The organism is Flagellimonas sp., assembly GCF_965222555.1.
Taxonomy (GTDB): Bacteria; Bacteroidota; Bacteroidia; order Flavobacteriales; family Flavobacteriaceae; genus Flagellimonas.
This window is the reverse complement of the sequence record NZ_CBDCUG010000005.1, coordinates 1419356-1444429: the sequence shown is the minus strand read 5'-3', so window position 1 is coordinate 1444429 and position 25074 is coordinate 1419356. Positions and strand designations below refer to the sequence as shown.

The following is a 25074-nucleotide window of genomic DNA, read 5'->3' as shown; positions in this document are numbered from 1 at the left end:
TATGAAAACAGTGAGTTATCTATTGAAGTTTAAAGGTTAAACCAATCCTTCGTTTTTTCAATCATTTCCTGATCTCCACCATTTACATATTCAAACTCATTGTTTAGAGGGTTGTATTTATAATTCTTTTTCCAATCATGGGCATTTTGCGAAACGGATTTAACAGCTTCGCATATATAAATTACCTCTTCATTTGTAGTTATAGGATGGAGGGATAAACGTACCCAACCCGGCTTGGTGGCCAAATCTTTATTTTCAATATCCTCCATAATTTCATTGGAGGCATTTTTGTCTATATTGAACAAATGGTGACCATATGTACTGGCACAAGACCAGCCACCACGTACCTGAATTCCAAAATAATCATTCAATAATCGTACAATCAGGTTATAGTGGATGCCTCCAATGCCAAAGGAAACGCATCCAATACGTTTTTCATCATTATCGCCCAATATGTACAATCCCTGTATTTGCTTCAGTTGTTCAAAACACAGAGCCAATAATTCTTCTTCTCTCTCCGCTATTTTATCCTCGTCCATTTTTTCTTTTAACCGAATCGCCAAAGCGGTACGCATTACTTGTAGAAATCCTGGGGTACCCCCATCTTCTTTGGTTTCTATGTCATCATAATACCCATATTCTCCCCAAGGATTGGTCCACTTTACATTACCTCCTCCAGGAACATCGGGGCAATTGGTATTGTATAGCTCTTTATTGAACACGAGTACTCCACAGGTGCCTGGTCCTCCCAAAAATTTATGTGGTGAAAACAAGATGGCATCCAAACGTTCTTCCTCATCTTCCGGATGCATATCTATCTTAACATAGGGCGCTGAGGCTGCAAAATCCATAACACAATATCCTCCATGCTTATGCATGAGCTTTGCTAATTTTTGATACGGGGCAATAATTCCAGTTACATTGGAACAGGCCGTAAAAGCGCCTATCTTAAGCAATCTGTCCTTGTATTTATCCAGCTCTTTTTCAAGTTCATTGGGACATACCAACATTTGGTCATTGCACTTTAAGATCACTACATCGGCGATGGTTTCCATCCATGGGACTTGATTGGAATGATGTTCCATATGTGTAATAAACACCACAGGTCTTTCCTTTTCGGGTATTTGCACCTTGCCCTTTACAGTATCGGGAAATCGTAACCCCATTATTCTCTGCAATCGGGACAATACGCCCGTCATACCCGTCCCTGCCGTAACCAAAACATCATTTTCATTGGCATTTACGTGTTCTTTAATGATTTGGCGTGCATACTTGTAGGCATAGGTAGATGCCTTTCCGGTTTCACTTGAAAATGAATGGGTGTTCGCCACCATTGGTCCAATGCTATCGCGCATGGTGTCTTCTATCTGCCCATATAAACGTCCACTGGCTATCCAATCCGCATATAAAAGCTTCTGTTTACCATTTACCGATTGAAAAACAGAACCATCTCCAATGATATGTTTCCTGAATTGCTGAAAATGGTTTTCTAAAGAGTTTTTCGATGAAATCAGATTATCTTTTAATTGTTCCATTTCTAAAAATAACTTTTAAAATGTTTTTCCCGTAACCATCTGGAAAATTGCGGACTAAAGTAAACAAACCATCATAAATTCGTTTAAAAAACCAAAACAATTTATCGGACAAATCTGGCTAATCTTTAAAATTTACTGATTGATAATGATAAACAATGTTGTTCCGTTGTTCATATTTAAAATAACAAATAGGTTTTTGTTACCGATGACCATTTTAGAAACTACGTCCCTTTTTCCTTTTTCCATGTCATCATGACCAATACAATACAGATAACCGCAGACAATGCACATGTCGCGTACATACCACTCCAGCCAAAAGTCTCTGTTATTTTGGCCAAACCTATACCGGAGAATGTAGCGCCCACATAACCAAAAAAGCCAGTCATCCCACATGCCCCAGAGATAGCCTCTTTAACAGTAACCCGTGATGCCTGAACCCCGCTCACCAAATTTTGTGGTCCATCTATCAAAAACCCAATAAGTAATAGAAAAACTCCAGTGAAAACAATGTTATTTGGCCCGGAATAGATATAAAACCCTATTATACTAAGTGCAAGTAAACTTAAATAGATGACATTGATTGGTACACACCTTCCGTTCCAAAATCGATCGGCCAAATAGCCCGCAACAATTCCCCCCGGAATACCCGCCAACGGCATTAACGTCCAAAATATGGCAACACTAACTTGATCTATTCCTTTTACATCGTATAAAAATATGGTCGCCCAATCCAATGTTCCGAACCTAATAATATAGATGAACATATTGGCAAGGCTCAATATCCAAATCTCACGATTGGTAAATAAGTATTTCTTTAGGATTTGCCAATGGCTCAAATCACTTTTAGTGAGCTCTACCACTGGTTTGTCCTTCTTATACTCTTCAATTGTGGGCAAGCCCAAAGAAACAGGTCGGTCTCTTAATACGATCAACAGAAAAAGCGCCGTAATGCAGCCCAAAATTCCAGGAACGTAGAATACCGCTTCCCACCCAAGAATCCCCTTGTTGTATAAATTAAGTATTCCTGCTACCAGCAAACCAATACCAAAAGTTCCCGCGGTATGGGACGAAGCAAGAATGGTCCACTTGGTCGCTCTTTCTTTTGGGGAAATCCAATGCACCACACCTTTGGCAATAGGCGGAAAACCCATGGATTGAAAAGCTCCATTCAATCCCCAGAAAAAGACAATTAAATACAGGCTGTTCAGATAACCCAAGAATAAATGAATTATAGATGCCGCAAAAAGGCCTATGGCCATAAACGTTCTAATATTGGCTCGATCTGCCAAAAGCCCACTGATGAATTTCCCAATTCCATAAACTACATAAAACACACTGCTCAATATTCCCAGCTCAATGATATTGATATCCAATTTTTCACTTATCAAAGGCAGGGCAGGTGAAATATTCTTTCGTGTAAAATAGAAAATGGTATACCCAATGTACATGCCAATGAACATTCTCCATCTCCAATGTCTATACGTTTTGGCTATTAAAGCATCAGGAACTTTTTTTACAGAAGGCTTAACTTGTTTTAAGGGAGGTATTATTTTTTGAAACATTGAATCCTACATAATTATAAGGCAAGTGCGTCCACAAGTGGACGCACCTATCCAATCAAAACTAACTCAACTTACTAATTGTTAATGTATTACATGCTCACCCCTACCATCCTTCATTTTGCTGGATGGTTCCTTCACTTGTAGCAATTACCAAGGGTGGTATGGGCCATACGTGATAGATGCTGGCATCAAACTGAGGTCTGGCCGGCCATACTTCCTCAACAACAAAAGGAGAATCTGGATCTGATTTGTCAGAATGTATGCGACCATGGAGTGCATTGGGAATTACTGTTGCCGCATCCCCCCATCTTATCAAATCTTCATATCTGCCAAACAATTCGCCAGCAAATTCTGCCCTTCTTTCATATTTAAGGTCTGTCAAGGTAGCTTCGGATATAGATGAAAGCCCTGCTCGCTGTCTTACCTCATTTAAGGCAGCATCACCGTTTTGACCCTGCATAATCTGCGCTTCTGCTTTCATCAACAGGACATGGGAATAGCGCAGCAAAGGAAGGTTCAGATCCGTTGTGGGATGATCTCCATTTCCATTTAAATGTTGGGCGTCTGGATAACTATAGGGCTCCATATATTTTTTAAATTGAAACCCTGTTAAATTGATTGTGGACCAATATCTTCTACTCTCTCCAAAATAGGTGAAGGTATCTCCAAATTTTAGTATAGTGGCTTCCCTTCTAGTATCCCCGGGAAGATATGATTCATACAATTCCAATGTTGGAGCAAAATACCCCCAACCATTATACTTTCCCCAGCCTTTGTTCTCTAAAGATGCTCCAGGGAAAATACTACCACCTTCCTTATTACTAGGTACGGACCACAGATATTCAGGACCCCAGTTGTTTGCAATCTTAAATGCATCCTCAAAAATAGGTTCCAAGGCATTTTTTCCAGAATTTATGACCTGATTACAAGCTTCTACTACTTTACCCCATGATGTGGAATCATATTGCGCATTATGAAGATGAGTTCTTGCCAAATATCCATATGCGGCGTTTTTATGGGGTTTTCCATAATCATCCTGACTGATTTGGTCGAAATAGGGTAATAATTCGGCAGCTTTTGAAAAACTATCGGCCGCAAAAGCATAGCTCTCGCTAACATGTACAGGTCTTTCAATAAAAAACGATTCTGTGTTTTCATCAACAATGGGTATACCTGCCCTTTGATCACCATATATCACCGACAATTGAAAATAAGCGAGCCCTCTCATAAAATAAGCCTGCCCTAGTGCAAAGTTTTTAAGGTCACTACTGATGTCCATATCGGGAACATTAACGATAATATCATTGGCCCTTTTAACCACCTGATAATGCATTGCCCAAATGTCTCTGGTATATGAACCGGACCCATCGGTAAAAAAATTCTTGATGTCCTCAATTTGTCCCTTGGATTTACCTACAACAAAATCATCACTTGGAATTAGGGAATAAAGGTGTATTCCTCTACCATAAATCCCCTGAAAGTCATTCAACAAGTATAATCCATTGGTTGCAGCGATAACGTCCGCTTCCGATTTCCAAAAAGTAGCTAGGGTAGGTGCTCCTTCTGGTTCTAGTTCTAAAAAATCTTTTCCACATCCTATAAGGATGAAAAGCATTGCAAATGCACTTATAACTTTTTTCATAATTGTCTTTTTTCTTGTTTAAAATGATAGATTAAGTCCAAGAGTGAATACCCTGGAAACAGGATATTGGCCACCATCAATTCCTTTATTGGCGACTTCGGGGTCCAAGCCAGAATAATTTGTTATGGTGAACAAATTCTGGGCTGAAGCATAGGCCCTTAACCTATCGAAAATCTTTACTTCTGAAAATGTATATCCTATGACCAGGTTTTTCAACCTTAAATAATCCGTGCTTTCCAACCAAAAGTCAGATGGCCTTAAATTATTATTAGGGTCATTTAATGAAAGTCTAAAATTGGTTCCACTGGTATTTCCCGGATGCCAGGTGTTTATCGCTTCCGCCGATAAGTTTGCCCCCGCAACAGAAGTTTGGGCCGGATAAACCGTGGTAATATTGAACCCATTATAGGCGGTTGACCCACTTACCCCTTGGAAGAAAAAGGAAAAATCAAAATTCTTGTAATTGAAATTTGCATTTAGTCCATAAGTAAAATTGGGAAATGAACTGCCCTTGTACACTTTGTCGTCTCCGTTTATTTCCCCATCTCCATTTTGATCTTTAAACCTAAGGTCACCTGCAACAGCATTGGGTTGCGCTGTATAGGCCGAAGCCTCTGCATCTGACTGAAATATGCCATCCGATTCCAATAAATAGAAAGAAAACAGAGGCTGACCTATTACTGATTCAATGGGAAAATGGGTTGCCACCTGGGTATTGTCCAGAATTGTATTGATTCCGTTGCCCAAGGCTACCAATTCATTGTCTATTTTGGAAATATTTCCTGAAATATTATAGGTAAAATCACCTTCAAACTTTGCATATGACATGGACACTTCTATCCCTTTATTTCGAACCTGCCCGGCATTTACAAACGGAGCATTGCCCACACCGGCAAGTGAACTTATAGGTAATGGAAGAATCAAGTCCTTGGTATCCTTTATAAAATAGTCAACGGAACTGGTAAACCTGCTATTGAACAGGGAGAGATCCAGTCCAAAATTCAACTGCTCCGTAGTTTCCCATGTAATATCCGGGTTGGAAATACCATCCAACGCAAAACCACTTACCGGAGTGGTTGCCCCAAGGATTACCCTAGTCTCGGAGAGTGGCACATTGGTGGGGTAGTTGCTCAAAGAGGAAATATTACCTATTCTTCCCCAGCTAGTACGTATTTTAAGATTGTTAATGGATTTGCTTTCATTGAGAAAATTTTCCTCTGACATTCGCCAGGCCAGTGCCACTGACGGAAATGTACCCCACCTATTGTCGTCTGACAATTTGGAAGTTCCATCTCTCCGTATACTTGCAGTTAGAAGATATTTGTTGTTGAAGGTATAATTTAACCTGCCAAAGTATGATGACAGTCTATTTTCCTCTTTTCCACTTAATGGTTTATCGAATAATGTAGCATTGATCAAAAACCTTGAGCTTGGATCTTCACTGGGGAGGTTTCTTCCGATTATCGAAAATATCTCTCGCGAAAAACTTTGTTGCGTAATACCTCCCAATAAGGTCAGTGCATGAATTTCGTTAAAAGTCTTGTTGTAGGTAAGCGTATTTTCAAAAGACCAATCTTCTTGTTTTATCTCAGCTACTTGAAGACTATTGGTTGTTTTTTGCGTTTTTGAAACTTCGGGCACCCTTGGATCAAACTCTTTAAACGATTCTGTTTTTAAGTTGATTCCAAAACTGGACTTAAACTTTAATCCCTTAGCAACGGTATAATCCAAATATAAATTTCCGAACACATCCGTTACCGGATTGTCAATATCAATCCTTTGCAAGGTAGCAACCGGGTGAATGGTAAGTCCATATCCCGCATCTGGCATATTGGAGTAATTTCCATTTTCATCAAATACCGGCACATGGGGCGGAGCTTTAATGGCTTGCGCAATGATCCCGTTATAATTGGTCTCTCCATTGGTGGCCTGTGTTCCTGTAAATGCACTGTTACCGTTGGTTCTTGTATAGGAAACATTTTCTCCGATCTTTAATTTTTCATTTACCCTGAATTCAGAGTTCATCCTTACACTTATTCGGGTAGCCTCTGTATTTAGTAAAGTTCCTTCCCTTTTGTTAAAACCCAAAGACGAGGAAAAGGTGATTTTTTCATTTCCTCCCCGAACTCCAATATCATAGTTTTGAATCATCCCAGTTCTAAAAATTTCATCTACCCAATTTGTTCTGGTAATCTGTCCATCAGGGTTTTGCGAAGCATCATGGACCGGGTCTCTATTAACACCGGTATTGTCGGCTGCAATGTTATAATATTCTGCCTGTTGTGCTGCATTTAATGCACCTGGTTTGTTCCAAACACTTTGCATGCCGGTATAGGTGTTGAAATCGAATGTCAACTTTCCATCTTTTCCTTTCTTGGTAGTAACCAAAATTACCCCTCCAGCTGCTCTTACTCCATAGATTGCCGTGGCGGAAGCATCTTTTAACACCGTTATTGATTCAATATCGAATGGATTCAACGGGCCTCCATAATAAGGAACACCATCAACCACCCATAAAGGAGATTCATCCGAAGTTGTTCCAACACCCCTGATCCTCACTTTTGGCACACTTGTGGGATCACCTCCATCTGCAACAATGGTAACACCGGCAACATTCCCCTGTAGAGCCTCTTCGGTATTTGTTACCGATCTGTTATCAATGTTTTCAACCTTGGTAATGGCACCGGTCAAATCTTTTTTGGTCACACTTCCATAACCAACAAGTACCACCTCATCCAGTTTGGCAGCATCTGGTTGCAATTGAATATTTATCTCGGACCTTTCTTCAAGAAGAATTTCTTGCGTAGTATACCCTATATAGGAAATCACCAATGTTGCATTACCATCGGCAACTTCAAGGGCAAAGTTTCCATCAAAATCAGATTGCGTACCATTGGTAGTTCCCTTTTCAAGAATGTTTGCCCCTGGCAAAGGCCCTCCATTTTCATCAGTTATGTTCCCGCTAATTTGTAACTGGGTATTTTCCTCTAAGGCCCCATCTTTATCCTTATCTTCTGTACTTTTTGGCTTTCTTTTGACCACAATGGTATTGTTACCGGTAAACTCATAGGTGAAATCAATTGGTGATAGGCAATCGTCCAATAATGTTCTTGTCTTTATAGTTCCCTTTTTCAATAAGATCTCCGGTGCGCTCTTTACCAGATCGTGTCTATAAATAAATTTATAGTTCGCCTGTTTGTTGATAAGCTTGAAGACCTGTTTAACGGTCATCTTTCGGTCCTTGTCTATGGTGATGAAAGCATCCTGGGAGTGGCCGATTTTAGGGCCAAACGCAAATACAATCGCACAACATAAAAAGATAAAGGTTTTCATAATGGTTTTCAGGAGCAGCTTCCCTATACAGGAACACTCCTTGGTTAAATCAAATTCCATAAATTTGTTCTGGTTTAGTTAGACATTGTTTTAATTAAGCTGGTGGAAAAAGGCTAATACTGTCCAAGGTGCTGGCCTTTTCCTTTTTTTATTTGATAAATATTGTTTTTCCTTCTATTTCAAATTTGATTTCACCATCGCTGGTTGCAGCAATGAGTTCCAAAATATCCACAAACGATTTTGTTTTCTCCAATACTCCGGTGAAAATAAAATCCTGATGCTCGGCAGATTCAAAAACCACCTCTACATCATACCATCTGGATAAGACTTTCATCATTTCTCCCAAAGATTCTTCATTGAACGTGAACAATCCGTTTATCCACGAAATTGCCTCCGAAGCATCAACATCCACAACTTCTATTAGGTTAAGGTCGGCGCCAATTCGTGACTGTTGGTTTGGACTCAATACTTTTTTGGCTCCTTCTGTTTCAACTACAATCTTTCCTTCAACCAATGTTGTTTCAATTTGACTATCATCTGTGTAAGCCTTAATATTGAATTCAGTTCCCAAAACACCTATCTCTTGAGCCTTGGTTCTCACATTAAAAGCAGCCCCGTTGTGCTCAGAACTTGGGGACACTTTTAAGTAGGCCTCACCATATAATAATTCTATTTCCCGAGTTTCTCCCTCGATAAATTTTGTTGGATATTTAAGTTTGGAATCAGAGTTTAACCAAACTTCAGTACCATCTGACAGCTGAACAAAAAACTGCCCTCCCTTTGGAATCGTCAAATAATTGAAAAGTAATTTTTCTTTGGTGTTGACTTTTCCACTTTGGGAATTATAAACCAGCTCTTCACCATTGCTGCGAACATTTCCCGTTTGGTAACTTTTCCCTTGACCCAATGCAACCTGATTTCCATTTTCCAAGGTCAATATGGCTCTGTCAGAACCAACTTCTATGGTATTTTTGTTATCAACAACGGTTGTCACAGTAGTATCCTTCAACTTAAAAAGTGACAATCCCATTATTAAAAGTATGGAGGCCGCAGCAGCTATTTGTTTATACATAAGCCTTTTCCTTTTTTTCTCGGAACTTCTGACCTTTTGACTAATTGATTTCTTTGCTTTATTTAAATCGTATTCTCCCATGTAAAGTGTAGTAAGATATTCGGTGCGAACAAAACGGTTGAAAACTTGAATGTTATTTTGGTCCTTTAACCAGGATTCCAAGTTTTCCAGCTCATTTTGATTCGCTTCCCTATTAAGGAATTTCACTATTGTAGTATGAATTTTGGAGTCCTTCACGCTATTGCATTATACTAACATTACGTATGAAAATCTGACACCCCTCTACTTTTTTATTCTTTTTTTTTAGATTTGTTCACCATCCATCCGATTTTTTTGAGAATAATTCAGTTTAACTGTGGATTTTGAAAAGAACTTTTTTTTGGCAAACCGATTACGTTCCGGTGATGCCAAAGCATACGATTTTTTGATGGACTCGTTCTACCAAAAACTTTGCACCTATGCCTATACGTTGGCCAAGGACCATAGCAAAGCTGAAGATATTGTTCAAAATGTATTTGTGGGAATTTGGGTAAACAGAAAGAAAATCAACCCTGATTTTTCCATAAAAAACTATCTGTACAAATCGGTTTATAACGAATTCATTGATCAATACAGAAAGAACAAACCTGTGATCTTTCTGGAAAAAAAATACATGGAAGCTATTGATTTGGTGGTGGAGAAAGAGGAGGGAAATTTAGACGAGTTGATGAAACTGGTCAATATTGAAATCAATAACCTCCCTCAAAAATGCAAGCGTATTTTCCTGTTGAACAAAAAAGAAGGTCTGACCCATATTGAAATTTCAGAATATCTTGGTGTTTCAACAAAAACCGTTGAAGGTCATATGACAAGGGCCTTTAAAATATTGGGAGAAAAACTAGGTGAAAAAATGGCCGCTTTGCTTTTCTTGCTTTTTGATTTAAACCTCGAAGTGTCTTTTTTTCAAAAGCCCACTCGAAAATGACAAAAAAAACCTCACATCTGTGAAGGCCTCTATTTATCATAAGGAGAATGCCGGAGTCAGACCGGTGTTAACCTATTCACAAACTTCATTCATACAAGAAAATAACGCTACCCTGTTTATTCTGCTTGACCCAACCCTTCGAAATATGTAAATGACGATGTCAATTTTTATCTTTGATATATTGACTCTATGTCTTTAGAAAATTACATATTGTTTTTTTTTAGTGCCCTAGGAGTATTCAATGGTCTTGTGCTTACCATTTACTTTTTGGTTATTGCCAAGCCATGGCACATTTCAAATGGTTTTTTTGCTTCATTGCTATTAGTATTATGCATCCGCATCGGGAAGTCTCTGTTTTTTTATTTTAATCCCGATCTGGCGAATACCTACATACAACTGGGAATCTCCGCATGCTTTTTTATTGGTCCACTTTTATACTTCTATAGCCTCTCCATTTTTAAATCTAATAGCTTGGTTTTCAAGTATTGGAAATTTCATTTAACCTTATTGGCCCTGATTATTTGTATTGCTGGGTTTTATTTTCCATATAGACAACATCTGGCATTATGGAAAAATTACTTCATGTATATCGTTTACGTGCAGTGGTTCATTTATATGCTGTTAACAGCGTTTATAATTTTTCCAATAATTCGAAAAAAATGGCTTCAAAATGATCAAATACCAACAATAGACTCCTGGGTAATAAATGTGTTTTTGGGAACCCTTGCTGTTTTCGCAGCTTACGTAACTGGCTTTTATACCAGTTACATTGTTGGTGCTCTCAGTTTTTCGGTAATAACTTACTTGTTACTATTGTTTTTCATATTTAACAAAAACAAGAAATCAGTTTTGTACTTAAGTAGTTTAAAACTGGAAAAGCGTAAAATCCCCAACGAAAGAGCTTCCGAACTATTGACAAAGCTTAAACAGCTAATGGATGACGAAAAGGTATATCTAAATCCAAATTTGAAGTTAGAGGATTTAGCAGAAAGACTTGGCATGTCTGTCCACGGACTATCTTCACTGCTCAATGATACCATGGGAAATCGCTTTACGGAAATGGTCAATAATCACCGTATTGAATTTGCCAAGCAGTTGATGCTTTCAAACAAAAATCTAACGCTTGAGGCAATTGGATATGAGTCTGGATTTAATTCCAAGTCTACCTTCTATAATTCCTTCAAAAAAAGTGTTGGTGTCACTCCTGCCATGTATCTAAAACAACTATAGATCTTTGTTCAAACTTATAAATTGATACTTCTTTGGCTCGGAAAAATTAGCTAAGAGATAAAATATATGGCAACTTGGCATAAAAACTCCAAACATGTCTTTTTATCAAAAATGTCTTTATAGTTTATTCTCAATTGTATTTTTTAGTGGATTGCTAAAGGCACAACATCTCAGCACTCAGCAAAAAGAAAAAATAAATTCCATTTTTGACAGCTACAAAAACGCTCCTGGTTGTGCTGTTGGAATATTTAAAAAAGGAGAGGTAATTTATTCCAACGGATATGGGTTGTCCAATATTACCACTCAAGAAAGCATTACTAATGAAACGGTTTTTGATATTGCTTCTGTATCCAAACAATTTACAGCTGCCTGTATTTTTTTGTTGGAAGCAGAAAGCAAACTTTCGCTCGAAGATGAAATACAGAAATATCTTCCTTCTATTCCAAAATATAATGGACAAACGATTAGGGTAAAACACCTATTAAATCATAGCAGTGGTTTACGAAGTTATTTAAAGCTTCTCTTTGCAAAAGGAATTTCTTGGGATTCTAAATTCACAAATCAAGATGGATTGGAGCTTATGGCCGAACAGCGTGGGTCAAACTTTGAACCCGGAAGCAAATTCTCTTATAGCAACACAGGGTATATGTTATTGGCAAGCATAATAGAGATTGCAAGTGGCAAACCTTACCCGGAATATGCCCAAGAAAAACTATTCAATCCCTTGGGAATGGCCAACACCTATATTGGTCAGACCAAAAAGAAGAAAGAAAAAGCTATTGGGTATATAGAAACCGGTGAGGGCTATCAAGAAGAGCATTATGATAACAACACCGTTGTTGGGGATGGTGGAGTGCATTCCACCATTTTGGACTTTTTCAAATGGAGTGAAAATTTCAAGACCGGAAAGGTTGGGGGGGAATTGCTCATAAAAAAAATGACGACCTCTGGATATTTAAAGAACAACCGCCCAACCAATTATGGCGGAGGACTCTTTTTAGGGGATTATCAAAATACACCAGGCCTATATACCATTGGACATTCCGGCGAATGGGGAAGCTTTAGGTCTTTGTTTTTCAAATTTGTTGAACAAGATATTGCCTTTGTACTGTTAAGCAACAATGCCAATACCAATGTTTGGGCTTTATTAGATCAATTGGTTGGTAATGTAATGCAAATGGAGGTTGAAGAAGCAAGGAACGCCCTAATGACAAATGAAATAAAAAAACCAAAAGAAGCATCCGCAGTTGTAATTGGCAAAAAAGAGCTCTCTACATTTTTAGGCCATTATTTTAACCCGGTTGAAGGAAATACCAGAACCATAGGCATTGAAAACGATACATTGGTTTATCAGCGATCAAATGGAGTTGGAACCAAACTTATCCCTATGGAAAAAAACAGTTTTCATTTCATGGGCATGCCCCATGTAACTGTAAAGTTTGATATGGGTTCCCTACCATACAGCTTGTCTTTGGACATAAATGGTCGTACATCCTTTCAGTTTAATAAATATACCCCACTAGAATACGATTCCAAGGAGATCAAACAATTTACAGGAAACTATTATTCCGATGAATTGGATACAACTTATCAAATAAAAAGTGAAGGGAAACAGCTATTGGTTCTCATAAAGGATTCAGATACAATTACGTTAAACCCGGTAATGAAAAACATATTCAATGAAGTTCACTTTGGATATTTAAAATTTGAAACAAACAAAAAGGGAAGAATAAATGGTTTTACGGTGAATGACGAACTGATCAACAACATTTATTTTGAAAGAATATAATTCATAATGGTTATCTAAAAAGTCCTTTAGGATGTTAGAGAAATTATCATAAAAGTGTAAAAGCTATGCCATGCATGAATTTAGATTACATCTATTGATCCTTATCTTGTTTTGCGCATGCCAACCTCAAAACCATACTAATGAAGGCTGGCAGAAAGTGTATCAAAATGATGCATTGGGAAAAACTACATTTGGAGACAAATCACAATTGATCGATGCTGTTCGATTAGGGTATCCTGTCAGAATAGGATGGGGAAGTACTCAAGTGGAACATGTTACGGATGCATCTTTTATTACCATCATACAAGGCAAGGAGGTTTTTGCACAGATAAATACAATTATTGGTCAAGCCCCTCAAATTCAAGGAGGCTCATTCAAAATTGGATTTAGGGCCCAAAACTACTGGACCAAAATTGCAGGAACCAACGGATATTCTACAAGTCTGGCAACAGACTATTTTAAGGACTCTATCTTAGGAGGGAATTCGGATAACGCTTCGGCAACAACCTGGTATGTTTTCTATCCACGCCATCAATCTAAAATGGAAGCATTGCCCCTTTGGAAAAAAGAATCACCAAACTGGAAAGCATGGAACAATACCAAAGAAAAGGATGCTGCTCCATAAATTCAATTAATTATGAAAAAGATTTTTTATACGCTTTTGGTTTCAATTTTGTTTATTCCCACAAGCTGTCAAAAAAATTGTAATACCCCAGTTTGGGCAGTTGCAATGAAAACCGCTAAAAATGGTGAAATTGTTGAAGGTTCAAAAAAAGTACTAATAAATGCAATACGAAATGGCGCAGACATTAAAATTGGTTGGGGGTCTAAAGGGAAAAACCATACTATTGAACATTTGGCAACACCTATTTGGTTGGCAATCTTAGATGAAAGTGAGGTACTTGCCCATTTATCTCCCCAAGTTTTGTCCAATATTGATTGGGAACATCTTGAAGCCAACTACGAGAAGAAGGAAATGCTTGGGCAGGAATGGCGTGTTGTAATCACCTCAAAGGGTAGTTTTGATGCCATTTGGTACGACAGAAAGCATGATACTTTAATAAAAAGGATTCCCCAACAACATTCCATGACTTGGTTTGTTAGTTCATCTTTGACCAGAACGAGCAAAAGTCTTTACGAATAGTTCACGAATATCCAAGTGGATAACTCTGAAAGCCACAAAAAGTAATTTCTATTATCATTTAATTACAGCAAGTAACCACTCTTTTCAGCAAATGCGATTAATTTCCCAGCAAACTAAAAGCTCCCTTAGTTAAAAATTGTGTGCTCGGACCAAAGCTCTCAATGTTTTCAATAGCTATATACCCATTCGATCTTGATTTTACCGTAACTTCTTGTTTATAAAAATAATATGTGTCTCCTTCCTTTTTATCCAATACCAATACATAAGGGATTTCATCCACTTCGATAACAGTTTCACTGGGTAATGTCTTTGCAGTTTCATAATCAGTATAAATACTTGCCTCTACAAACATCCCTGTTAAAAAATTACTTTCCGATTCATTCTCTAGGTGTCCGTGTACTTTTATCGTTCGGTTTTCCTCTATTGCTGTTCCTACAAGATGTACTTTGGCTTTAAAAGTGTCCGTAGATGCCTCGGGAATTTTAAAATCGATCTCCTGACCTTTTTTCACCTTCATAATATCTTTTTCAAAAACTGATAACTCCAAGTGAATGTGGTCGTTGTCAATAATCTCCAAAATAGACATTGCTGGCGAAACGTAGGTTCCTTTTGTTACATTCATTTTAGTGATACTGCCAGAAATAGGAGCATATATGGTTACCACAGAACTGAAATTGCCTTGTGAGACATTTGAAAGAGAAATATTAAGCATTTGTAGTTGCTTACCCAATCCTGTGTGCTTTGCTACTGCAGTTTTATAATCGCTTTCGGCCTTTAGATAGCTTTTTTGTGAGGTGATGTTTTCTTCGGTCATGGTTTTCTGTCTTTCATATTCAGCCTTTAAATAGGTGAGTTGCCCATTGACCTCCATATATTCCTGTTGCAGGGCCACAAATTCAGGATTTTCAATAGTGACCAGCACCTGACCTTTACGAACCTTATCTCCAATGAGTAAAGGTGTAGTTTTGACATACCCTCCCATAAAAGCATTTACCACTACCCTGTTGCCCGGAGGCACATCAATCATCCCATTTACATTGATTCTGGCAGGTACATTCTTTTCTTCCATGGTTCCCAAAGTCATTCCACTTTGTTCAAATTGAGCTTGTGTCACTTGTATGCGGCTATCTTTTTGTTCTTCGTTTCCTGATTCGATGCCAGTTGATGCTTTATTTTTTCCGCCACAACTGGATAAGGTAAAAACAAGACTTAATGCTACTATTTTATATAGGTTTTGTATCATAACAATGTATTTATAAGGTTAGGAAATTGATGGCAATAACGGTTTGGTTGTACAGTTGGAGTTTTTCCAAATAATCCAATTTTATTTCATAAGCACTTTCCAAGCTCTGGATGAATTGATAAAAGTCGATTTCTCCGTTTCTGAAACTGCCATTGGCCGTTTTTAAAATTTCATCTGAAAGCGCAGTGCCTTCATTCTCATAATAGTCCAGCGTTTTTTGAAGTTGTGCCAGTTCCATTTTGAGTGTATTCCACTTTGCATTCAGTTGAATTACATATTCATTGGACTCAGCTATTGCGACATCTTCCGCAAAACGAGCTGCTTTTATTTGGGATGATTGGCCTCCGAAGAGAATAGGTACTTTAATTCCCAATTGATATCCGGACAAACTTTCATTGAGCTGTGAATTTGTTCCTTGAAAATATTCAAGACCGATATCCGGCAACAACTGTTGTTTTTTAAAACGCCTTTCCGCTTCAAATAAAGAAACCCTGTTTTGATGGTAATTTATTTCAGGACTACCATCTATATCCAATGCTTTTAGCGGGATTTTGAGTACAAGTTCATCCACTATTTGAATGCTGTCCTCTGATTGAATGATTTTATGCAAATTCCTGTATGCAATGGCAACATCCTTCCTTGTCTGTGCATATTTAAGCTGTATTTGTTTTTGTTTGGATGATGCCGTTATTTTTTCCAAATAATTGGTTTCTCCCAACTCAAATCGTCTGGTGGCCACCCTGGAAAAATTGGAATACAGGCTGTCCAATCTTTGATAGACCCGTTCCTTTTCCCTAGCGATTTGATATTCATAATATTTGGCTGTCACTTTTCTTTCCAATCCTTTTTTATGAATGTCATAGGTGCTGGAAACAACATGGTAACGGGCCTTATTTACCTTCCTTTCTGAAAAATATACGGTAGGAAAGCGAAAATCTTGCTGAATACCAAATACCCTAAGCGGCTCATTGTTCAATGCCAAATTGTTCTCGTCAAACTGATAATAAAGTTGTGTCTTATCAAAGTTGAATGCGCTATTGATCAAGGCATCTGACTGTTCCACTTTTAATTCACTTGCTTTCAACGTCGCATTGTTTTCAATGGCTAAAGGAATGAGTTCTTGCAACGTTTTGGGTTGTTGCTGACCTGTTGCGTTCATGGAGAACAATAACGCAAGTATACTCAATCCGGTTATTGCCCCTTTACTGGAAGTGTTATGTTCTTTTTTGTCCGTATTCAAGTAAGCATAGAGAACCGGCAATACCACTAAGGTCAATAATGTGGCGGTTATCAAACCTCCAATTACAACTGTGGCCAAGGGTCGTTGTACCTCAGCACCTGCATTGGTTGAAATTGCCATGGGCAAGAACCCCAACGCAGCTGCCGATGCGGTTAACAACACTGCTCGCAATCTATCTTTTGTGCCTTGTTTTATCAGGGCTTCCATGCTGTCAAAATTTTGTTGTTTTAGTTCTTTAAAGTGTTCTATCAATACAATTCCATTAAGCACAGCAATACCGAACAGGGCAATAAATCCTACCCCTGCGGAAATACTAAACGGTAGATCCCTAATCCATAACAGTAAAACCCCACCCACAGCAGCCAACGGAATCGCTGAATAAATCATTAAAGCTTCTTTTACAGATTTAAAGGCAAAATAGAGTAGTACGAATATTAAGATCAAGGCGATGGGTACCGCTACCATCAATCTTGATTTAGCGCTCTGCAAATTCTCAAACTGACCACCATAGGTAATGGTATAACCTACGGGCAATTTTATATTTGAATCAATTAACTCCTGTATATCATCAACTACGGATTGTAAATCACGATTGCGCACATTGATTCCCACAACAATCCTTCTACGCGTATCATCACGGGAAATTTTTGCAGCTCCCTTTTTATAACTGATATCGGCCAATTCACTTAGCGGAATCTTTCCACCAGCGGGTAAGTCAACATATAGGTTTTTAAGATTGTCAATGTCTTGCCGTTTTTGTTTATCCAATCGAACCACCAAATCGAACCGTTTTTCACCTTCAAAAACACTCCCTGCTGATTTTCCAGCAAATCCCATGGACACCATATCGTTCAACTCCCGAATATTGAGGCCGTATCTAGCAATTTTAGCACGATTATAACGCACACTCATTTCAGGTAATCCGACTATTTTTTCCACAGTGATATCCGCTGCTCCCCTTATATTTTCAATCAAAGTACCTATTTCATTTCCTTTTTTTGCCAGTACCTCCAAATCCTCTCCAAAAACCTTAATGGCAATATCGGCACGCACTCCTGTAATAAGCTCATTGAATCGCATCTCAATAGGCTGGGTAAATTCAACTTCCATTCCGGGAATAACAGCAAGCGCCTCTTTAAACTTGTCCGCCAACTCATCTTTGGATGATGCAGACGTCCATTCGCTTTTTGGTTTAAGCACAATTATGATATCACTTTCTTCCATGGACATGGGATCGGTTGGAACCTCAGCAGCCCCAATGCGCGTGACAACCTGCTTTACTTCTGGAAATTCTTTTAGCAGTATTTTTTCGATTTCTGTGGTGATTTTTACGGTATTGCTCAATGAGGTTCCCGTTTTCAAGACAGGTTGAATCACAAAATCACCTTCGTCCAAAGTCGGTACAAACTCACTGCCCATGGAAGTATATAGATATATTGAAATGGCCAAAAGTGCCGTAGCGATTCCCAGCACCAACCTCTTACTTTGCAATGCCCAATGGATAACAGGATCATATCCTTTATTGATCCATTTCATTAATCGTACTGATATATTTTTATCGGTTACATTGGACGGTTTTAAGAATATGGATGCCACAACAGGGACATAGGTAAAGCAAAAAATCATTGCCCCAATAAGGGCAAAACTGAAGGTCAATGCCATAGGCTTGAACATTTTTCCTTCTACCCCGCTCAATGATAAAATTGGGATAAAAACAATTAAAATAATGAGCTGACCAAAGATGGCCGAGTTCATCATTTTTGAAGCTCCTGAAAAAGTAATCTTATCTTTTAATTCTTGTTGTTCTGTTTTAGTGAAAGTGTTGATCTCATCTCTTTTCCGGGTAATCTGAAAAGCAATGAATTCAACAATAATTACTGCTCCGTCAATGATGATTCCGAAGTCAATAGCACCCAAACTCATTAAGTTGGCATCTACCCCAAACAAGTACATTAGGGACAAGGCAAATAGCAGACATAAAGGAATAACCGATGCTACAACCAACCCTGAACGGAAATTGCCCAATAACAATACCACCACAAAAATTACAATGAGACATCCAAGAATCAAGTTCTCCGTAACCGTAAAAGTTGTTTTTGCAATAAGTTCGCTACGATCAAGAAATGCATTGATATAGACCCCTTCGGGTAATGATTTTGAAATGGAAGCAACACGTTCCTTAACCGCTTCAATAACTTTTTTGGAGTTGGCATTCTTGAGCATCATAACCTGGCCCAGTACTTTTTCACCTTCACCGTTTCCTGTAATGGCTCCAAAACGCGTAGCACTTCCAAAACCTACTTTGGCAACATCTTTTATATAAATGGGAATCCCTGCGTCATTTTTAACGACAATGTTTTTAATATCCTCAAGTGAAGAAACGAGTCCTTCCCCACGAATGAAAAATGCTTGATTTACTTTTTCAATATACCCGCCGCCTGAAACGCTATTGTTCATCTCCAAAGCAGAAAAAACATCATGCGCGGTGATATTCATCGCATTTAGTTTTTCCGTATTGATGGCCACCTCATATTGTTTTAAGAAACCACCCCATGTATTGACCTCAACTACCCCGGGTATTCCAGAAAGCTGCCGTTTCACTATCCAATCTTGTATGGTTCGCAAATCGGTAGCGGTATATTTGTCTTTAAACTCCGGTTTAACATCCAGAATGTATTGGTAGATTTCTCCAAGACCAGTGGTAATAGGGCCCATTTCGGGTGTGCCAAAACCCTTAGGGATTTTTTCTGATGCAGATTTGATTTTTTCGGCTATGAGCTGTCTGGGCAGGTAGGTTCCCATCTTATCTTCAAAAACAATGGTAACAACAGATATTCCAAATTTGGAAATAGAACGAATCTCTTGTACCCCGGGCAAATTTGCCATTTCCAACTCCACGGGATAGGTGATGAACTGTTCCATATCCCGAGTTGATAAATTTCTGGATGTTGTAATCACCTGAACCTGATTGTTGGTTACATCGGGTACCGCACCAATGGGTATTTGTGATAATGAATACAACCCAAATCCTATAATAAAGGTTGTGAACAACAGAACAATAAACTTGTTCTTTATACTGAATTTAATAATATGTGATAGCATTTTTTCATAATATAATCAACGTGAATCGCACCAAGTCAGTGCTATGACCTAGTGCTAAATGAATTATTCTGATTACTTTATGAAAGCCGAGGTGGCTGAAAGAGTCCTTTAGAGTGAAGGGAGGAGGTAGATGCTTGATAATAAAAATCAGCAGCGCTAAATTCTGAAAATTCAGGAGCCTTAAGCTCGGTAATGTATGTGTTTAAGGTAAAATCTGTAAGACAAGAGGTATGTGATTGATGTTGAAATGGGAGCTCTTCATGTTCTTGCTCCTCTTCTTGATGTTCTTTCTCGTGGTCGGCTTTAAGTTTGCCGTAATGTTTGGAAATAAATACTATGACATTGTCTCCATATTGCTCATTATGAAATTGGGCATGTTCTACAAACTCATCAATCTGCACCAAATCATCAAAGTGCAATCCAAAACTTTGCAACAGGACCAAAAAAGATAACGATATTGAAAATAGTTTGTTCACTACCACAAAGTTAACAAATTGGTTGAGCGTTCTAAAGTCGTAACCAAAATTTAAGTTCACTTTAGCAAATAAGATATAAAATGAAAACGTCTAATGGTACTTTCGCAATATGAGGGGGGGGGTAAGTTCCTTTTCTAAAAAATTAAAAATAACTTCCAAAAAACGCAGATAAAATCTACAATGGTTTGATAGATTTTGGCTCTATTTATGGTCAATTTTACTTGACCTTAAAGAAAAGTGTGGGCAAACTGTACCTTCCAACAAACAAAAAAGCCCTCACATCTGTGAAGGCTTCTATTTACTTGGTGGAGAATACCGGAGTCGAACCGGTGACCTCTTGCCTGCCAGGCAAGCGCTCTAGCCAGCTGAGCTAATCCCCCCTTAGAGCGTCGCAAAGGAAAGACATTTTTACAAAGTTTCAAAATGGAACTTTTTAACTTACTGCTACTTTTTAACGCTTAGCACCAATACCGGAATAGGCACAAAAAATTCGGCCTTTGGAATGGTGTTTTTTTCCCAAAGCTTCTTGAAAAAACCTCTTTTTCGTCTAAACACACATAACATATCTGGGTTTTCCTTCTGAAAATATTCCAAAACACCCAAATACGTTGTTGCTTGTTCAGTAATGGTCAGCTTTTCGCTTAAATCCAAAAGTGCTGTGTTTATCTGAAGATCCTCCTCTGAATATCCTGGTCTTTTCACCAATAACAAGCCTATTTTAGATCTAAATTTATCCTTAACGGCAATCAAAGGGTTCAATATCCTGTTTCTTTTTAAAATTCCCGACCCAAAGGCAGTCATTATTTTTTTGATGGGTTTAAATGTCGTTCCTTTTGGAACTATCAGCGTAGGAAGATTGGTCTGCTTAACTATTCTACCAGAGGTATTCCCCAAATAAAGTCCCTCCTTAATATCATTACTGCGTGGCGCTATTATGATCAGGTCAATCCCCAGTTCTTTGTTAATATCATTAAGGCCATCAATAATATCTCCATTGTAGGTTGCTATTTTTAGCTCCACATTATTGGTGTTCACAGCATCAATAATGTCTTTCAAACGATCTTTGCTGCTTTTGGCCACTTTTTCCGCAACATTGGCAAGACTCCCAGTCCCAGAGGTAACTGAAAAAACATCCATTACAAAAACCTTTGCTCCAAAGTTGGAAGCAAAGTCAATAGCATATTGTAATGTGTCCGATGCGTTAGGAGAAGTTCCAATGGGTACCAGTATATTATTCATTGTTTGGCGGTTATGATTATAGCTTAAATTTACAATTTAATTGAAACCAATGCATGATTAGACCTGCAAAGATATCCGAAATTAAGGATTTACTGGACATTGCCAAGGCGTGTGCCCTTAAAATGGAAGCCAATGGAATTTATCAGTGGAATGAACATTACCCCTCCAAGAATGCATTTTTAAACGACCTAAAAAGAGAAGAACTTTACGTCAAAATATACCAAGAGCAGCTTATTGGGGCCATTGTCATCTCCACACACATGGATGCCGAATACATTCCCATACAATGGCTTACCCCTAATGGGAATAGCACTTACATCCACCGTGTTTGTATCCATCCTGATTATCAGGGTTTGGGATTTGCTCAGGAAATGATGGATTTCGCGGAAGAATTTTCCAGAACAAATGGCTTTAAGTCAGTGCGATTGGATACTTTTTCCCAGAACAAGCGCAATCAACGTTTCTATGAGCAACGGGGATATCAAAGATTGGGCGATATCTTTTTTCCCAAACAAAGTGAACATCCCTTTCATTGTTATGAATTAGTGCTGTAACTTGCATCGACTTTGAGAACAGAAGTCAATTTTAAAACCATAAACCGACTAGCGGTTCCGGCAACCATTTCAGGCATTGCAGAACCCATACTCTCCATTACCGATACGGCTATTGTGGGCAATATTCCTGTAGATGGATTGGAGTCGTTGGCAGCGGCTGGTATTGTTGGTTCCTTTCTCTCCATGCTCATTTGGGTTTTGGGACAAACGCGAAGTTCCATTTCTGCCATTATTTCACAATATTTGGGTGCCGGAAAGTTGGAAGAGGTCAAGAACCTCCCTGCCCAAGCCATTTTCTTCAATATTCTATTGAGTATTGTATTACTGTTATCTACCATTTTTATTGTCGAAGAAATTTTTAGTCTGTTCGAGGCAAGTGGGAAAATATTGGAATACTGCATTTCCTATTATTCCATTCGCGTGTGGGGATTTCCACTGACGCTGTTCACATTTGCCATATTTGGTATTTTTAGAGGACTTCAGAATACATTTTATCCCATGATAATTGCACTAATCGGTGCTGTGCTCAATATTATTTTGGATTTCATCTTCGTTTATGGTATTGATGGTCTTGTTCCAGCCATGTATTTGGATGGAGCCGCGTGGGCCAGTTTGATCTCACAAGCCGTAATGGCCATTTTGGTCTTTATTCTATTGTTGAAAAAAACCGATATAAGTTTAAGACTTGTTTTTCCACTAAACAAGGAGCTCAAGCGTTTGGTTTTCATGAGCCTAAACCTGTTTGTACGGGCTTTGGCCTTGAATGCAGCATTGATCATTGCCGTTCGTGAAGCCACTGCACTTGGAGATCGTTTTATAGGCGCCCATACCATAGCTATCAACCTTTGGTTGTTCGCCGCTTTTTTTATTGATGGATACGGTGCTGCCGGCAACAGCATGGGTGGCAAACTATTAGGTGCCAATGATTATAAAGGGTTATGGAAATTGGCTAAGAAAATCATCACCTATGGAATGATCATCAGTTTTGTATTGATGGTCTTTGGATTTGTTTTCTACAGACCCATTGGTCACATTTTTTCAAATGAAGCTGTTGTTTTGAGCACTTTTTATGGCATCTTTTTTATTGTGATTTTGGGATTGCCCATGAATACCCTGGCCTTTGTTTTTGACGGTCTTTTTAAAGGACTGGGTGAAATGAAGTATTTAAGAAATGTGTTGCTCTCTGCCACTTTTTTAGGTTTTATTCCAACCTTATATCTGGGCAAATATTTGGGTTGGGGGTTTTACGCCATTTGGATTGCTTTTGTGGTTTGGATGCTGATTCGCGGACTTGCTTTGGTATGGAAATTTAGAAGAAAGTTCAAGCCCTTGGTACAAAACAGTTAATTTAGTGTTCTTTAATATAGAGTTCAGAGTTCAGAGTTCAGAGTTCAGAGTTCAGAGTTCAGAGTTCAGAGTTCAGAGTTCAGAGTTCAGAGTTCAGAGTTCAGAGTTCAGAGTTCAGAGTTCAGAGTTCAGACAACTGACAACTGACAACTGTTAATTGATAATTGATAATTGAATCCAATGTCCACAAATCGAGTCAACGGAAGCCTTTACACCAAAATTGAAAATCGGATTGCTACTGTAGAGTTTGGACATCCGGCCAGCAACTCATTTGTATCCGAATTATTGGCACGTTTGGCCAATGAGTTTGATAAGCTTTCAACAAACTCCGATGTTTCTTTGATTGTTTTAAAATCCGAAGGGGAACGTGCTTTTTGCGCTGGTGCTTCCTTTGATGAACTGGTCGCCATATCCAATCTTGAAGAGGGAAAAGCTTTTTTTAGTGGCTTCGCCAATGTGATCAATGCCATGCGAACCTGTGCCAAACCCATTATTGGACGAGTTCAAGGAAAAGCCGTTGGCGGAGGAGTTGGTTTGGCATCGGCATGCGATTATGTTTATGCTACGGAAGCAGCTTCCATAAAATTATCAGAAATCTCCATCGGTATTGCACCTTTGGTCATAGCGCCAGCTGTGGAACGAAAAATTGGAAAAGCAGGATTGGCAGAACTATCCCTCAATCCAACTGAATGGAAAAATGCTTACTGGGCCAAGGAAAAAGGATTGTTTTCCAAAGTATTCGATTCCATTGCTGAAATGGACAAGGAATTGGATTTCCATACCCAAAAATTGGCATCTTACAATCCCGAAGCTCTGACCCAAATGAAGCAGATACTCTGGGAAGGCACAGAACACTGGAATAAATTATTGATAGAACGTGCAGAAGCTTCAGGAAGACTTTCTTTATCTCCAAATACTAAAAACGCACTGGAGAAGTTTAAGAAGTAGTCATGATGGAAATTCTTTCTTTTTTAAATAGTGATGTCGTTCTACCCTTAGTGGCTTTTCTCGTAATAGCCGTTTATCTCATTACCCGGTTTCGCAACAGAAGAAAATTTAAGCGGTAGCCAAAAGATTCCCTTTAACGATTGTTACCTTTGCATTCTAAGGCATCCTAATGGGAAAAATCAGAATCACCAAACAGTTCAATTTTGAAGCGGGTCACGCCCTTTACGGGTACGATGGCAAATGTAGAAATGTGCACGGACACAGCTACAAACTTTCCGTAACCGTTATTGGCACGCCCATTTCTGACGCAGATCATGTAAAACATGGAATGGTCATCGATTTTGGCGACCTTAAAAAAATTGTGAATGAAGAAATTGTGGACCAATTTGACCACGCTACCATTTTCAATAAGAATTCCCCTCACGTAGAACTTGCCAACGAATTATCGGAAAGAGGTCATAGCATTATTTTAGCCGATTACCAGCCCACCAGTGAAAATATGGTCATCGATTTTGCATCAAAAATAAAGGCCCGACTCCCAGAAAACATCCAACTGCATTCCATCAAACTTCAAGAAACGGAAACCTCCTTTGCTGAGTGGTATGCATCGGACAACTGATCCATTGCAACATCCCCAAGAGGTAATTCTTATAT

18 protein-coding genes and 1 tRNA gene are annotated in these 25074 nt (G+C 38.6%); 9 read left to right on the top strand and 10 right to left on the bottom strand.

Going from position 1 to position 25074, the window contains the following annotated elements; all coding sequences use genetic code 11:
• Positions 1-29 precede the first annotated feature (29 nt).
• The 5 genes from ACOQO1_RS14870 to ACOQO1_RS14850 all read right to left on the bottom strand — a co-directional run bounded on the left by ACOQO1_RS14870 (position 30) and on the right by ACOQO1_RS14850 (position 9144).
• The gene (locus tag ACOQO1_RS14870; protein WP_420603668.1) at positions 30-1535 is read right to left on the bottom strand and encodes an aminotransferase class V-fold PLP-dependent enzyme; all 1506 of its coding nucleotides are present in this window, start codon (positions 1533-1535) and stop codon (positions 30-32) included.
• 221 nt (positions 1536-1756) lie between these two features.
• Positions 1757-3097, bottom strand: coding sequence for an MFS transporter (locus ACOQO1_RS14865; protein ID WP_420603667.1), 1341 nt, complete (start codon positions 3095-3097; stop codon positions 1757-1759).
• Between the two features lie 103 nt (positions 3098-3200).
• The gene (locus tag ACOQO1_RS14860; RefSeq protein ID WP_420603666.1) at positions 3201-4739 is read right to left on the bottom strand and encodes a RagB/SusD family nutrient uptake outer membrane protein; all 1539 of its coding nucleotides are present in this window, start codon (positions 4737-4739) and stop codon (positions 3201-3203) included.
• Between the two features lie 18 nt (positions 4740-4757).
• Positions 4758-8132, bottom strand: coding sequence for a SusC/RagA family TonB-linked outer membrane protein (locus ACOQO1_RS14855; RefSeq protein ID WP_420603665.1), 3375 nt, complete (start codon positions 8130-8132; stop codon positions 4758-4760).
• A gap of 88 nt (positions 8133-8220) precedes the next feature.
• Positions 8221-9144: a FecR family protein gene (locus ACOQO1_RS14850; RefSeq protein WP_420603664.1), complete on the bottom strand. Its 924-nt coding sequence runs from the start codon at positions 9142-9144 to the stop codon at positions 8221-8223.
• A 379-nt stretch (positions 9145-9523) separates the two neighbouring features.
• Between ACOQO1_RS14850 and ACOQO1_RS14845 the strand changes: the two genes are divergently transcribed.
• From ACOQO1_RS14845 to ACOQO1_RS14825, 5 genes are all read left to right on the top strand, one after another.
• A complete protein-coding gene (locus tag ACOQO1_RS14845) occupies positions 9524-10108 on the top strand; it encodes an RNA polymerase sigma factor (protein WP_420603663.1) in 585 nt (194 codons plus the stop codon).
• An 849-nt stretch (positions 10109-10957) separates the two neighbouring features.
• Positions 10958-11338: a helix-turn-helix domain-containing protein gene (locus ACOQO1_RS14840; protein ID WP_420603662.1), complete on the top strand. Its 381-nt coding sequence runs from the start codon at positions 10958-10960 to the stop codon at positions 11336-11338.
• Between the two features lie 94 nt (positions 11339-11432).
• Positions 11433-13127 carry a serine hydrolase domain-containing protein gene (locus ACOQO1_RS14835; protein WP_420603661.1) on the top strand — a complete coding sequence of 565 codons (1695 nt, stop codon included), beginning with the start codon at positions 11433-11435 and terminating at the stop codon, positions 13125-13127.
• A 70-nt stretch (positions 13128-13197) separates the two neighbouring features.
• The gene (locus ACOQO1_RS14830; RefSeq protein WP_420603660.1) at positions 13198-13752 is read left to right on the top strand and encodes a hypothetical protein; all 555 of its coding nucleotides are present in this window, start codon (positions 13198-13200) and stop codon (positions 13750-13752) included.
• Positions 13753-13764: 12 nt separating this feature from the next.
• Positions 13765-14271, top strand: coding sequence for a hypothetical protein (locus tag ACOQO1_RS14825; RefSeq protein WP_420603659.1), 507 nt, complete (start codon positions 13765-13767; stop codon positions 14269-14271).
• A gap of 97 nt (positions 14272-14368) precedes the next feature.
• Here ACOQO1_RS14825 and ACOQO1_RS14820 read toward each other — a convergent pair whose 3' ends face one another.
• The 5 genes from ACOQO1_RS14820 to ACOQO1_RS14800 all read right to left on the bottom strand — a co-directional run bounded on the left by ACOQO1_RS14820 (position 14369) and on the right by ACOQO1_RS14800 (position 21571).
• Positions 14369-15514, bottom strand: a complete 1146-nt coding sequence (locus tag ACOQO1_RS14820; protein ID WP_420603658.1) for an efflux RND transporter periplasmic adaptor subunit — start codon at positions 15512-15514, stop codon at positions 14369-14371.
• 10 nt (positions 15515-15524) lie between these two features.
• Positions 15525-19856: a CusA/CzcA family heavy metal efflux RND transporter gene (locus tag ACOQO1_RS14815; protein ID WP_420603657.1), complete on the bottom strand. Its 4332-nt coding sequence runs from the start codon at positions 19854-19856 to the stop codon at positions 15525-15527.
• A 77-nt stretch (positions 19857-19933) separates the two neighbouring features.
• Positions 19934-20392, bottom strand: a complete 459-nt coding sequence (locus ACOQO1_RS14810) for a hypothetical protein (RefSeq protein ID WP_420603656.1) — start codon at positions 20390-20392, stop codon at positions 19934-19936.
• A gap of 243 nt (positions 20393-20635) precedes the next feature.
• Positions 20636-20712, bottom strand: a tRNA-Ala gene (locus ACOQO1_RS14805).
• 64 nt (positions 20713-20776) lie between these two features.
• The gene (locus ACOQO1_RS14800; RefSeq protein WP_420603655.1) at positions 20777-21571 is read right to left on the bottom strand and encodes a universal stress protein; all 795 of its coding nucleotides are present in this window, start codon (positions 21569-21571) and stop codon (positions 20777-20779) included.
• A 53-nt stretch (positions 21572-21624) separates the two neighbouring features.
• On the opposite strand from ACOQO1_RS14800, the gene ACOQO1_RS14795 reads away from it, so the two are divergent.
• From ACOQO1_RS14795 to ACOQO1_RS14780, 4 genes are all read left to right on the top strand, one after another.
• Positions 21625-22125: a GNAT family N-acetyltransferase gene (locus ACOQO1_RS14795; RefSeq protein ID WP_420603654.1), complete on the top strand. Its 501-nt coding sequence runs from the start codon at positions 21625-21627 to the stop codon at positions 22123-22125.
• 12 nt (positions 22126-22137) lie between these two features.
• Positions 22138-23472 carry an MATE family efflux transporter gene (locus ACOQO1_RS14790; protein ID WP_420603653.1) on the top strand — a complete coding sequence of 445 codons (1335 nt, stop codon included), beginning with the start codon at positions 22138-22140 and terminating at the stop codon, positions 23470-23472.
• Positions 23473-23652: 180 nt separating this feature from the next.
• Positions 23653-24420: an enoyl-CoA hydratase/isomerase family protein gene (locus ACOQO1_RS14785; protein ID WP_420603652.1), complete on the top strand. Its 768-nt coding sequence runs from the start codon at positions 23653-23655 to the stop codon at positions 24418-24420.
• Positions 24421-24589: 169 nt separating this feature from the next.
• Positions 24590-25039 (top strand): 6-pyruvoyl trahydropterin synthase family protein, encoded by a 450-nt coding sequence (locus ACOQO1_RS14780; RefSeq protein ID WP_420603651.1) that lies wholly within the window; start codon positions 24590-24592, stop codon positions 25037-25039.
• The last annotated feature ends 35 nt before the right edge of the window (positions 25040-25074 follow it).

Coding starts and splice junctions, on each gene's coding strand:
- ACOQO1_RS14870 (WP_420603668.1), bottom strand. CDS start 1,535: ATGGAACAATTAAAAGATAATCTGATTTCATCGAAAAACTCTTTAGAA.
- ACOQO1_RS14865 (WP_420603667.1), bottom strand. CDS start 3,097: ATGTTTCAAAAAATAATACCTCCCTTAAAACAAGTTAAGCCTTCTGTA.
- ACOQO1_RS14860 (WP_420603666.1), bottom strand. CDS start 4,739: ATGAAAAAAGTTATAAGTGCATTTGCAATGCTTTTCATCCTTATAGGA.
- ACOQO1_RS14855 (WP_420603665.1), bottom strand. CDS start 8,132: ATGGAATTTGATTTAACCAAGGAGTGTTCCTGTATAGGGAAGCTGCTC.
- ACOQO1_RS14850 (WP_420603664.1), bottom strand. CDS start 9,144: ATGTATAAACAAATAGCTGCTGCGGCCTCCATACTTTTAATAATGGGA.
- ACOQO1_RS14835 (WP_420603661.1), top strand. CDS start 11,433: ATGTCTTTTTATCAAAAATGTCTTTATAGTTTATTCTCAATTGTATTT.
- ACOQO1_RS14830 (WP_420603660.1), top strand. CDS start 13,198: ATGCATGAATTTAGATTACATCTATTGATCCTTATCTTGTTTTGCGCA.
- ACOQO1_RS14825 (WP_420603659.1), top strand. CDS start 13,765: ATGAAAAAGATTTTTTATACGCTTTTGGTTTCAATTTTGTTTATTCCC.
- ACOQO1_RS14820 (WP_420603658.1), bottom strand. CDS start 15,514: ATGATACAAAACCTATATAAAATAGTAGCATTAAGTCTTGTTTTTACC.
- ACOQO1_RS14815 (WP_420603657.1), bottom strand. CDS start 19,856: ATGCTATCACATATTATTAAATTCAGTATAAAGAACAAGTTTATTGTT.
- ACOQO1_RS14800 (WP_420603655.1), bottom strand. CDS start 21,571: ATGAATAATATACTGGTACCCATTGGAACTTCTCCTAACGCATCGGAC.
- ACOQO1_RS14795 (WP_420603654.1), top strand. CDS start 21,625: ATGATTAGACCTGCAAAGATATCCGAAATTAAGGATTTACTGGACATT.
- ACOQO1_RS14785 (WP_420603652.1), top strand. CDS start 23,653: ATGTCCACAAATCGAGTCAACGGAAGCCTTTACACCAAAATTGAAAAT.
- ACOQO1_RS14780 (WP_420603651.1), top strand. CDS start 24,590: ATGGGAAAAATCAGAATCACCAAACAGTTCAATTTTGAAGCGGGTCAC.